This window comes from Pantoea sp. X-Soil-TKNS-1279 (assembly GCF_059730565.1).
Genome location: NZ_AP035948.1, coordinates 3,801,666 through 3,813,903, shown reverse-complemented (window position 1 = coordinate 3,813,903; position 12,238 = coordinate 3,801,666). Strand labels below are relative to the sequence as shown.

Genomic DNA, 12,238 nt, shown 5'->3' with positions numbered 1-12,238 from the left:
GGCTGGCTCACACCAACCCAAAGAGATTAACTACGGACCGCCGCAGTTTGTACGGGTGGCGCGCTTTCCATTTCGGAAACCGGTTTGTTTTTCAGCACACTCCAGATAACGACCGCGCCGATCAGGTCAAACACCGCCAGAGCAGCAAACAGCGGGCTAAAGCCGAGGGTATCCGCCAGGGCACCCACCACCAGGGCAAACAGGGTGCTGGCGGTCCAGGCTGCCATACCGGTCAGGCCATTAGCGGTTGCCACTTCATTGCGACCAAACACGTCAGATGACAGGGTAATCAGTGCACCGGACAGGGCCTGGTGAGCAAAACCGCCAATACACAGCAGACCAATTGCCACATACGGACTGGTAAACAAGCCGATGGTACCGGGGCCAATCATCAGCACTGCACCCATCGTGACCACCAACTTACGTGAGACGATCAGATTGACACCGAACCAGCGTTGAAACAGCGGCGGTAAATAACCCCCCAGGATGCAGCCGAAGTCAGCAAACAGCATCGGCATCCAGGCGAACAGCGCAATCTCTTTCAGATTGAAGCCATACACCTTAAACATAAACAGCGGAATCCAGGCGTTGAAGGTGCCCCAGGCAGGTTCAGCCAGGAAACGTGGCAGCGCAATGCCCCAGAACTGGCGATTACGCAGAATCTGACCAACCGACATTTTGCTGTTGTTACCGGTTTGATGCTGTACTTCCTGGCCGGCAATGATGTAGTGGCGTTCTTCCTCGCTCAGCTTGGTTTGCTGCTTCGGATGTTTATAAAACACCAGCCAGCACAGCGCCCAAATCATGCTCAGCACCCCGGTAACGATAAACGCCATCTGCCAGCTATGCGCCACAATGGCCCAGACCACCAGCGGCGGTGCCAGCATCGCACCTATCGATGAACCCACATTGAAGTAGCCCACCGCCACAGAACGTTCTTTGGCCGGAAACCACTCGCTGCTGGCTTTTAATCCTGCTGGGATCATGGCTGCTTCTGCGGCACCGACCGCACCACGCGCCAGCGCAAACCCACCCCAACTCCCTGCTAACGCAGTGGCGGCGCAGAAGATAGCCCAAAGTATCGCAAACACCGCATAGCCGACCTTCGTGCCCAGCATATCCAGCACATAACCAGCGACCGGTTGCATCACGGTGTAACAGGCCGAATACGCGGCGACGATATATGAATATTGCTGGGTGGTGATGTGAAGCTGGGTCGCCAGCGTGGGTGCTGCTACGGCAATAGTATTACGCGTCAGGTAGCCCAGAACGGTGCCCATCGTCACCAGTCCAATCATGTACCAGCGTAGCCCTTTGATCTTACGCATCATTAACCTCTTCCAGTTTGTCGTTGCGGCGTTGCCGCTGTTGTTATCTGGAGCGGGACTGCTCGTGAGACAGCTCTCTTCACGCCCGCAGACGCTGAAACGCGCCTTTATTTCCTTGCCTGTGCCATCGGTCTGGCATCAATGGAGCGAGAGGTTAACTTGTTATACAACTTTAAAAGTTGAGAGCCATCACAAAAACCCTTCAAGGCGTGTGTGATACTGTTCTTCGACGTAATAACAGCAGGTTAGCGGTATTTTTGCGGCTTTTTTGTCCATATCCACATCAAAGATCTGTCATTAATGTGAGGTTCGTCGCAAAGAATTCCGCCGTTTATCAAAATTGGTATGATAACTTTGTGTCATTAGCCAACGGGCTACAAAAATGAGGAAGCAGGTATGTCGCGTTTTATGACTGAGGATTTTTTACTGGAAAGCGAATTTGCGCGTCGTCTTTATCATGACTACGCCAAAGACCAGCCGATTTTCGATTATCACTGTCACTTGCCGCCACAGCAGATTGCCGAAAATTACCGCTTTACCAACCTCTATGACATCTGGCTGAAAGGCGATCACTACAAATGGCGAGCGATGCGCGCCAATGGCGTACCGGAAGCCCTTTGCACCGGCAACGCCACCGACCGTGAAAAATTCAATGCCTGGGCGCGTACCGTGCCGCACACCATTGGTAACCCGTTGTATCACTGGACGCACCTCGAACTGCGCCGCCCCTTTGGCATCACCAATGTGTTGCTGTCTGAGCAGACGGCAGATGACATTTGGGATCGCTGCAATGCGTTGCTGGCACAGGATGCCTTTACCGCACGCGGCATTATGCAGCAGATGAAGGTGAAAATGGTCGGTACCACCGACGACCCGCTTGACGATTTACAGCATCATCGCGCCCTGGCGCAGGATGACAGCTTCATCGTCAAAGTGCTGCCGAGCTGGCGTCCGGACAAAGCCTTTAACATTGAGCTGGAAACCTTCCTGCCGTGGATCCACAAGCTGGAGCAAGTGGCGGATGTCAGCGTGCAGCGTTTTGACGATCTACGTCGTGCCTTAAGCAAACGCCTTGATCACTTTGCCGCTCACGGCTGCAAGATTTCCGATCATGCGCTGGATGTGGTGGTGTATGCAGAGGCTGATGAGGCCACACTTGATGGCATCCTGACGCGTCGTTTGCAGGGTGGTTCCCCATCCAGCGAAGAAACCGCGCAATTCAAAACGGCGGTGCTGGTGTGGCTGGGCAGTGAATATGCCCGTCGCGGTTGGGCGCAGCAGTACCACATCGGTGCGCTGCGTAACGCCAATCGTCACCACTTTGAGCTGCTGGGACCGGATACCGGTTTCGATTCTATCAACGATGCGCCGCTGGCGATCCCGCTGGCTCGTCTGTTGGATGCACAAAATCGGCAAAACGCATTACCGAAAACCATCCTGTATTGCCTAAACCCGCGCGACAACGAAGTACTGGCGACGATGGCCGGGAATTTCCAGGGTGAAGGGGAACCGGGCAAGATGCAGTTTGGCTCGGCATGGTGGTTCAACGATCAGCTCGATGGCATGCAGCGTCAAATGACGCAACTGGCGCAGATTGGCCTGTTGAGCCGTTTTGTCGGCATGTTGACCGACAGCCGTAGCTTCCTGTCCTATACCCGTCACGAATATTTCCGCCGTCTGCTGTGCCAGATGATCGGCAATTGGGTGGAACGCGGCGAAGCACCTGCCGACGAAGCGCTGCTGGGGCAGATGGTACAAAACATCTGCTTCAACAATGCCCGTGATTACTTCGGCATTGAGTTAGGAGCCTGATGATGCAGCGGCTAAACCGTCACGACTTTCCCGGCCCGCGCTATACCGACCGCGTAATCCAGTTTGGTGAAGGGAATTTTCTGCGCGCCTTTATTGACTGGCAACTCGACTGGCTCAATGAGCATCAGGGTACCGATGCCGGTGTGGTGGTGGTGCGGCCGCGTAATCGAGAAGTGAAAGACTCGCTGAATCAGCAGGATGGGTTGTACACCACGCTGATTCGCGGGCTGAATGCGGCGGGTGAGCAGGTGAGCGAAACCCGCCTGATTCGCAGCCTCAACCGGGAAATTCAACCCTATCAACAATTCGACGATTTTCTGGCCCTGGCGCGCGCGCCAGAGATGCGTTTTGTGTTTTCCAACACCACGGAAGCAGGCATTGCCTTTGCCGAACAGGATCAACTGACCGATGCGCCAGCCTCCTCCTTTCCCGGCAAGCTGACCCAGCTGCTGTGGGCGCGTTACCAGCATTTTGCCGGGGACGTTGCTAAGGGCTGGTTAATCGTTCCCTGCGAATTGATCGACTACAACGGCGATACGCTCCGCGCGCTGGTACTGCGCTATGCCGACCACTGGCAGTTACCGCAGGCATTTGCCCACTGGGTACAGCAGCATTGCGCGTTCTACAACACGCTGGTTGATCGTATCGTCACCGGCTTCCCGGCCGACAGTGAAGCTATCGCTACCCAACTGGGTTACGAAGATCGTTTCCTGGTGGCGGGTGAGGTGTATTACCAGTTTGTGATTCAGGGACCGGCGGCACTGGCACAAGAGCTGAAGTTGGCCGTGCTGGCACCTGAAGTGAAGCTGGTGGAAGACATCACCCCTTACAAGGCGCAAAAAGTGGCGATCCTCAACGGCGCGCACACTGCGATGGTACCGGTGGCGTTCCAGTCCAGTCTGGAGAGCGTCGGAGAAGCGATGGACGATGCGCAGATCGCGGGCTTTGTTGAAGCGTTACTGCGCGATGAAGTGATCCCCACTCTCGACTTGCCGCCTGCTGAGCTGCATGCCTTTGCTGCTGCGGTACAGCGCCGTTTCCGTAACCCATTTATTCGCCATGCGCTGCTTTCTATCGCGCTGAACGGCATGACCAAATTCCGTACCCGCCTGCTACCGCAGCTTTTGCTGGCGCAGCAACAACAGGGTAGCTGGCCGCCGCGCCTGACCTTCGCCTTTGCCGCGTTGCTGGCGTTTTATCGCGGTCAGCAGGGCGATAAAAGTTGGCCGTTGCAGGACGATGCCCACTGGCTTCAACGCTATGCCGAACTCTGGCCAGCGGTGCAATCGCAACAGTTGCCCGTGGAACAACTGGTTAGCACGGTTCTGAGCGATGCCAACCACTGGGGCGAAGATTTAACCCGGCAGCCAGGGCTGGTGGCTGCGGTAAGCCAACACCTGCAAAACATCATCCTTCACGGGATGCGAACGGCGCTGACACAACTGAGATAACGCTATGCAAGATGCGATAAGAATACATTCACGCGATAACGTCGCTGTGGCGTTGCGCGATTTGGAAGCCAATACCCTCGTTGAAATCGATCACGTCCGTGTTGAGCTGCGTCAGGCCGTGGGTCGCGGTCATAAATTTGCGCTGCAACCGCTGGCGACCGATGCGCTGGTGATCAAATACGGATTGCCGATTGCGCACGCTACGCAGCCGATTGACGCGGGTGAAATCATCCATTCGCAGAACGCGCGCACCAACCTGAGCGATCTCGACGAATATGATTATCAGCCCGATTTTCTTGCACTGCCGCCGCAGGCCGGGGATCGCGAAGTACAGATTTACCGTCGCGCCAGCGGCGAAGTGGGGATTCGCAATGAATTGTGGATCCTGCCAACCGTGGGTTGCGTTAACGGCATTGCGCGCCAAATTCTGCAACGTTTTCTCAAAGAGACGGACGATGCGGCAGGGATCGATGGCGTGCATCTGTTCAGCCATCCGTTTGGTTGCTCGCAGTTGGGCCAGGACCATGAAAACACCCGCACCATGTTGCAGAATATGGTGCGTCATCCGAATGCTGGCGCGGTGCTGGTGATTGGTCTGGGCTGCGAGAACAATCAGGTGGATGTGTTCCGCGACACCCTCGGCGCGTATGAAAGCGATCGCGTGCAATTTATGGTGTGTCAGCAGCAGGACGATGAAGTGGAGGCCGGACTTGAGCGGCTGCACGCGTTATACAACGTGATGCGTCACGATCAGCGCCAGCCGGGCAAACTCAGCGAGCTGAAGTTTGGTCTGGAGTGTGGCGGTTCGGACGGTTTTTCCGGCATCACGGCGAACCCGATGCTGGGGCGTTTCTCCGATCAGATGATCGCCAATGGCGGCACCACGGTGCTGACCGAAGTGCCGGAGATGTTCGGGGCGGAGCGCATTCTGATGAGCCGCTGCCGCGATGAAGCCACCTTTGACAAAACGGTGGCGATGATTAACGACTTCAAACGCTACTTTATCGACCATCAACAGCCGATTTATGAAAATCCTTCACCGGGCAATAAAGCCGGGGGCATCACCACGCTGGAGGAGAAGTCACTGGGTTGTACGCAAAAAGCCGGGCAGAGCCAGGTGGTGGATGTGCTGAAATACGGTGAGCGCCTGAAAACGCCAGGTCTTAATCTGCTCAGCGCGCCAGGCAATGATGCCGTTGCCACCAGTGCCTTAGCGGGCGCGGGTTGCCATATGGTGTTGTTTACCACCGGACGTGGCACGCCTTATGGTGGCTTTGTACCGACGGTGAAAATTGCCACCAATACGCAATTGGCGGAGAAAAAGCCGCACTGGATTGATTTCAACGCCGGACGACTGATTGAGGGCATGAGTATGGATGCGATGCTGGCCGATTTTGTCGAGATGATCGTCGCCATTGCCAACGGCAAGCCTGCGCGCAATGAAGCCAATGACTTCCGTGAACTGGCGATTTTTAAAAGCGGAGTGACGTTATAAACCGCGCAGCGGCGGGATTCATCGCGCAATTTCGTGCGCGATGCAGGAAAAAAACGCGCAATGAATCGCGCCGCTACGGGAAATAATTATACTGCGGTGCGCGTCTCGCGTTCTGCTTCGGCCTGACATACCGCCGCGGTAAACAGAATATCGGTTGACGAGTTCAGCGCGGTTTCGGCTGAATCCTGCAACACGCCAATAATAAAGCCCACCGCAACCACCTGCATCGCCAGATCGTTGGGTATGCCAAACATATTACAGGCAACCGGGATCAGCAGCAGGGACCCCCCCGCCACCCCTGAAGCGCCACAGGCGCACAGCGAGGCCACCAGGCTAAGCAGAATCGCCGTCGGCACATCAACAGAAATCCCCAGCGTATGCACTGCCGCCAGCGTCAGCACGGTAATGGTGATTGATGCACCTGCCATGCTGATGGTGGCACCCAGCGGAATCGAGACTGAATAGGTGTCTTCATCAAGGCCCAGGCGTTTCGCCAGCGCCATATTCACCGGAATATTGGCCGCGGAACTGCGGGTAAAGAAGGCGGTCACGCCGCTTTCGCGGATGCAGGTGAATACCAACGGGTAGGGATTACGGCGGGTCTTGCTGAACACCAGCAGCGGATTCACCACTAAGGCCATCACCAACATACAGCCGATAAGCAACGTTAGTAAGTTGGCATACTCCCACAGCGCGGCAAATCCGGTCGAGGCGAGAATCGAGGCGACCAGGCCGAAAATTCCCAGGGGTGCACAACGGATCACACAACGCACCACCCAAGTGGCGGCGTGCGAAGCATCGTTGAGAAAGTCTTTGCTGTTCGGGCTGGCATGACGAAACGCCAGACCGAGTCCGACTGCCCATACCAGAATACCGATGTAATTAGCATTCATCAGGGCATCAATCGGGTTCGCCACCATACTCATCAGCAGGCCATGCAATACCTCAGCGATCCCGGAGGGCGGGGTGATTTCAGTTTTACCGACATTCATCGACAACATTTGCGGGAACAGATGGCTGAACATGACTGCCACCACCGCCGCAAAGAAGGTACTGAGCAGATACAGCGCGATAATCGGGCGGATCTTAGTTTTCTGCCCTTGCTGATGATTAGCAATCGAGGAGATTACCAGCACCAGGACCAACAGCGGTGCCACGGCTTTCAGCGCGCGAACGAACAGTTCCCCCAACAGGCCGACCGCCAGCGCGGCATCACGCGAAAACCAGGCCAGCGCCACACCGGCAATCAGACCCAGCATAATTTGTTTTACCAGGCTGCCCGCAAACAGCGCGCCCAGACGTCCAATGATGTTTGTTTGCATATCACGATCTTTTTATATGGCGGTAATAAGTTTGCTGCGCAGAGCCACCACGCAGCCCTAGTTTAACGGGCGGAGTATAAGGAAAACATGCGTTGAAGAAAGAGAAAATTCTGTCTTTGTGGGAATGATTGGATTTTCGATCTGCTAATGATGCTATCTGTGACAGCAGTATAAAATGTGACTGTTTATTGTGGCAAAATAAAGCAGGGGCGATTAACGCCCCTGTAGCAGATTATGATGATATCTTCTTCTGGTCGTTTCTGCGGTTAACCCAGGCATTAATCAGCAGTGTTCCCCCCAAAATCACCCCAACCACCGTCAGCGAAACCCCCACCGGGATATGCCAGAACTCGACGATCAGCATCTTGATACCGATAAACACCAGCACAATCGCCAGACCGTATTTGAGCATTGAGAATCGCTCGGCCACGTTTGCCAGCAGGAAGTACATGGCACGCAGACCGAGGATGGCGAACAGGTTAGACGTCAGCACGATAAACGGATCGGTGGTGACAGCAAAGATTGCCGGGATACTGTCGACGGCAAAGATCACGTCGCTCAACTCCACCATGATCAACACCAACAACAACGGGGTGGCAAACAGCACGCCGTTTTTACGCGTGAAGAATTTCTCACCTTCCAGACCATCGGTCATACGCAGGTGCTTACGCAGCCAGCGCACCAGCGGTTTGTCGCCGACTGCGTTGTCATCTTCTTCTTTCGCCAGCGCCATTTTCAGGCCAGTGAACAGCAGGAAGGCACCGAAGATATACAGAATCCAGCTGAACTGCGTAACCAGCCAGCTACCACCGAAAATCATGATGGTACGCAGCACGATCGCGCCCAATACGCCATAAATCAACACACGACGTTGCAGTTGCGCCGGAATAGCGAAGTAGCTGAACAGCATCAACCAGACAAAGACGTTATCGACTGCCAGCGCTTTTTCCAGAATATAACCGGTGAGGAAAGCGAGGGTTTGGGCGGTGGCAACCTCGCGCCCGGCGGTGCCGTTGAGGTACCACCAGAAGGCGGCGCTGAACAGCAATGAGATGGAAACCCAAACCAGCGACCAGACAGCCGCTTGTTTGAATGACATTGTTTGTGCGCCGCGACGTCCCTGAAGAAAGAGATCGATCGCCAGCATGATAAGCACTACGACAGCAAAGCTGCCCCAGAGTAGTGGTGTGCCTACAGATTGCATAAGCGTATCCTGTCCTGAAAATAAAAAAGGCTGATGTCAGAAGACGTCAGCCGCTTTATTAGGTATAAGCAAACCTCGCCTTCCGGCAAGGTCTCACTTACAACTCAGAATAGATTCCGCGTTGCCTGATGACCGGATGGGCAAATAGCGCATCGTAATGACGATCAATCAGCTTACAAGTTACTCCCCTTTGCTGTTGCGTAAATTACGTGCTGCAAAGTGAATAAGCAATAAGAAGTCGGAAATATTTAGACATATTTACACAACAAACCACATTTCGTAGCGGCGCGATTTATCGCGCAATTTTGTGTGCACTCCAGGAAAAAAACGCGCGATAAATCGCGCCGCTACGGGAGCGTATTATCAATTAGCCTGATCTGCCGGGAAAACCACGCCAGTCTGGCGGCGGATTTCCGTCAGCAGTGCTGCGGTGATCCGCGATGCCTGCAACCCTGGATGTTCCACCAGGCCCTGGCTTACCAGTTGCGCAAAGGTTTCGGCCTCATACAGCATCGAGTTGATATGCTGTGGTTGGGTCAGATTCTGGCTCTCGCCGCCACGCGGGGTAAAACGCAGTTGCTGGCACTCGGAAATTTTCTCGATCACCAGCGAACCTGCTTCGCCCTGAATCTCACTCGGAATCAGTGAATCGCTGACTTTCGAATGCAAAATCGTCACATCAAAATCGCCGTAGCCCAACACCACCACGCCGTGCGCATCCACGCCGCTTGCCAGCAGTGACGCTTGTGCAGTGACCCGTTGTGGTTCACCCCATAACGTCACCGCCGCTGCGAGGCAGTAGTAACCAATATCCATGATCGAACCATTGGACCAGCGCGGATTAAAGGTATTGGGGTTTTCACCATCAAGATAACGCTGATAACGTGATGAATACTGACAATAATTAAGCAGCGCTTTGCGCAGCTTGCCGACCTGCGGTAACGCTTTTTGTAACTGCAAAAAAGTGGGCAGGCTGGCAGTTTTAAAGGCTTCGAACAGCACCACTTTGTTGTCACGCGCGCAGGCGATCATCGCTTCTGCTTCACGCAGGTTGGAGGACAGTGGTTTTTCGCAGATCACATGCTTGCCGTGCGACATAAACAGCAGCGCCTGCTCGCAGTGCAATGCATTGGGGCTGGCGAGGTACACCGCGTCAATGGCATCGCTGGCGGCCATCTGTTCCAGCGAGGTGAAGGTTAGCGGGCAAGGATAATCTGCGGCGAACGCTTCAGCCTGCTGCTGGCTGCGCGAATAGATGGCGCTCAGTTTCATTTTGCCGCTTTCATGTGCGGCGTCGATAAACTGGCGGGTGATCCAGTTGGTTCCCACAATAGCGAAGCGAATCACGTACGGTTTCTCCGGCAAGGGTAAAACGGCAGAGTAACACGCTGACCCGGTGGCGTAATTAGCAAACGCAGGCGAAATTTGATCCTGAGATCCGCATTCCAATATGATGATGCAGCTACGATTTTTAACCCGGAAAGAAGAGGACGCGCGGGTGAGCGGAAGTAAAAATGCCCTGAACTGGACCACATTGCTGATTGCTATCCCCGTGGGGTGTGCGGCCTCGCTGGTCACGCTGGCTTTTCGCGGGGTGATCGATCTGATTAACCGTTTGTTATTTAACAGCGATAACGAAATCACGGTGGCGATGCACGCCTGGCCGTGGATTTTCTGGCCGCTGTTGGTTGGCGCGGGCGGCCTGTTGGCCGGGTGGTTTTTACGTTATGCCGTGACCATCGAGCAGCAGGAAACGGTGAAAACCGATTATCTGGAGGTGATCAACGCCCGGCTGGATGCGGTGCCGACCAAAACATCGCTGTTTCGCGCCCTGTCATCGATCGCCAGTATCGGCAGCGGTGCCTCAATCGGTAAAGAAGGGCCGATGGTGCAGCTCTCGGCGTTGTGCGGCAGCCTGATCGGGCGCTGGTTGCCAAAATCGCTTGGCCTGCGTAACAGCGATATTGTGGCGATGGCCGCCGCAGCCGGACTTTCGTCGGTGTACCACGCACCGCTTGCCTCGGCCATTTTTGTTGCGGAGATTGCCTTTGGCATCTCCGCGTTGCAACGTCTGATCCCGCTGGTGATCGCCTCGGCGGTTGCGGTGATGACCATGTGGTCGCTGGGGTTCCGCAGCGCGCTTTATCCGCTTTCCAATGTGACTTTCCAGATGGATATCACCAGCCTGCTGCTGACGGTGGTGATTGGGCTGGCATCCGGGCTGGCCGGCTGGTTGCTGATTAAATTGATTGCGCGCAGCAAGACGATGTTCAGTCGGGTACGTTCCCTGCCGCTACGGCTGGGCGCTGGCGGGTTGGCGGTGGGCCTTCTGGCGCTAATCTCCACCGATATTCTGGGTAACGGCTATGAAGTGATCGTCAAAATCATCGATGGTCATTATCTGCTGGGTGGCTTGCTGGCGTTGTTGGTATTAAAAATCCTGGCGACCACGCTTTCGGTTGGCTCCAATGCGGTCGGCGGGTTGTTCACCCCTTCGTTACTGATTGGCGCGCTGCTGGGGGCGTTGTTGGCAAGTTTAGGGGCGGTGTTGCATCTGCCGGTCGGCGATACGTTGTTATACGCGGCGGTCGGTATGGCGGCGGTGCTGGCGGCCGTCAGCCAGGCACCGTTAATGGCGATGCTGATGGTGCTGGAGATGACGCTTAACAGCAGCCTGCTGTTCCCGTTGATGATTGCTTCGGTGTTGGCCTCGATGCTGGTGTACCGCCTGCAATCCGCCAGTACCTATCCGGTGGTCAGTGGGCATCTGAGTCGTTCCGAAGCCAAATACGATTTCGATAATATGCGTGTCGACCAACTGATCATTCCCGGTGCCGCCTTGCAGCCAGAGGAATCGGTGGGGCAGGCGCTGGCGGTCAGCTCGCTGAAGCGTGAGCGTTATGTCTATGTCATCAATGCCAGCGGCCAGTTTCTCGGCGTAGTGTCGATTCACGATATTGCGCGCAAAGTGCTGGCGGAGGAGATCACCCTGCATTCACCTGTCAGTACGGTGATGGACAGTGATTTCCCGTGTATTTATCAGAACCAAAACATGCGCGAAGGGTGGGAGGCGTTTGCCCGTGTCACGCTGGAACGTCTGCCAGTGCTGAATAACCCGCAGGAGCGCCGTTTCCTTGGCGCGTTGACCAAAACCAGTCTGATTCAGAAGGCGCAGGAATTTTTGTAATTCTGCCAGGAGCAGCGCCCGATGCAGGGCGCTGCTGGCGGCTTAACGAATGGCGTAGGTTTCAATTTCTACCCGCTGCCAGGTTCGCAGCATCGAATCCACCTGCACGATGGTGCTGGCCGGACGGATGGTGCCAAAGGTTTCAAGATGCGCCTTTGCCACCTTTTCTGCATCGTTGATGTCACGGACATACACCACGGTACGAACCACATCCTCCATTTCCATATCCGCCTGCTGAATCACGCTGGCGATGGTGTTCATGATCGATTTTGTCTGCTCGTAAGCATCGGCCTTTTCAAAGTCAGGCGTGGCGCAGGTGCCTGAGATATGCAGCTGATTGTCGGCTTTGACCGCCCGTGAGTAACCAAAAACAGACTCATAGGCACCGCCGGAAGAGATTTTAACTTTCGTGGTCAGGCTCATTTTATGCTCCATAGAT

General features: G+C 55.1%; 9 protein-coding genes. 4 read left to right on the top strand and 5 right to left on the bottom strand.

Annotated elements, in window-relative coordinates:
- Positions 1 to 26: 26 nt before the first annotated feature.
- A complete protein-coding gene (locus AC6I8N_RS17730) occupies positions 27 to 1,328 on the bottom strand; it encodes an MFS transporter (RefSeq protein ID WP_036625639.1) in 1,302 nt (433 codons plus the stop codon).
- A 396-nt stretch (positions 1,329 to 1,724) separates the two neighbouring features.
- On the opposite strand from AC6I8N_RS17730, the gene uxaC reads away from it, so the two are divergent.
- Genes uxaC through AC6I8N_RS17715 form a run of 3 tightly spaced genes read left to right on the top strand, consistent with a single transcriptional unit; the run spans position 1,725 to position 6,086 of the window.
- Positions 1,725 to 3,140 carry a glucuronate isomerase gene (uxaC, locus tag AC6I8N_RS17725; RefSeq protein ID WP_497829625.1) on the top strand — a complete coding sequence of 472 codons (1,416 nt, stop codon included), beginning with the start codon at positions 1,725 to 1,727 and terminating at the stop codon, positions 3,138 to 3,140.
- Between the two features lie 2 nt (positions 3,141 to 3,142).
- A complete protein-coding gene (locus tag AC6I8N_RS17720; protein WP_497830711.1) occupies positions 3,143 to 4,591 on the top strand; it encodes a tagaturonate reductase in 1,449 nt (482 codons plus the stop codon).
- Positions 4,592 to 4,595: 4 nt separating this feature from the next.
- The gene (locus AC6I8N_RS17715) at positions 4,596 to 6,086 is read left to right on the top strand and encodes a UxaA family hydrolase (protein WP_021183516.1); all 1,491 of its coding nucleotides are present in this window, start codon (positions 4,596 to 4,598) and stop codon (positions 6,084 to 6,086) included.
- 86 nt (positions 6,087 to 6,172) lie between these two features.
- Here the strand turns inward: AC6I8N_RS17715 and sstT are convergent, their stop codons facing one another.
- The 3 genes from sstT to AC6I8N_RS17700 all read right to left on the bottom strand — a co-directional run bounded on the left by sstT (position 6,173) and on the right by AC6I8N_RS17700 (position 9,959).
- Complete coding sequence (sstT, locus tag AC6I8N_RS17710; protein ID WP_497829624.1) at positions 6,173 to 7,408, bottom strand: serine/threonine transporter SstT; 1,236 nt, start codon at positions 7,406 to 7,408, stop codon at positions 6,173 to 6,175.
- Between the two features lie 232 nt (positions 7,409 to 7,640).
- On the bottom strand, positions 7,641 to 8,612 hold the full coding sequence (locus tag AC6I8N_RS17705) for a TerC family protein (RefSeq protein WP_036625557.1): 972 nt from the start codon (positions 8,610 to 8,612) through the stop codon (positions 7,641 to 7,643).
- 363 nt (positions 8,613 to 8,975) lie between these two features.
- Positions 8,976 to 9,959: a Gfo/Idh/MocA family protein gene (locus AC6I8N_RS17700; RefSeq protein WP_021183513.1), complete on the bottom strand. Its 984-nt coding sequence runs from the start codon at positions 9,957 to 9,959 to the stop codon at positions 8,976 to 8,978.
- A gap of 151 nt (positions 9,960 to 10,110) precedes the next feature.
- Here AC6I8N_RS17700 and AC6I8N_RS17695 point away from each other — a divergent pair, with 151 nt between their 5' ends.
- Complete coding sequence (locus tag AC6I8N_RS17695) at positions 10,111 to 11,799, top strand: chloride channel protein (protein WP_497829623.1); 1,689 nt, start codon at positions 10,111 to 10,113, stop codon at positions 11,797 to 11,799.
- A gap of 42 nt (positions 11,800 to 11,841) precedes the next feature.
- On the opposite strand, the gene AC6I8N_RS17690 is transcribed toward AC6I8N_RS17695, so the two are convergent.
- Positions 11,842 to 12,222, bottom strand: a complete 381-nt coding sequence (locus tag AC6I8N_RS17690) for a Rid family hydrolase (protein ID WP_021183511.1) — start codon at positions 12,220 to 12,222, stop codon at positions 11,842 to 11,844.
- Positions 12,223 to 12,238: the final 16 nt, after the last annotated feature.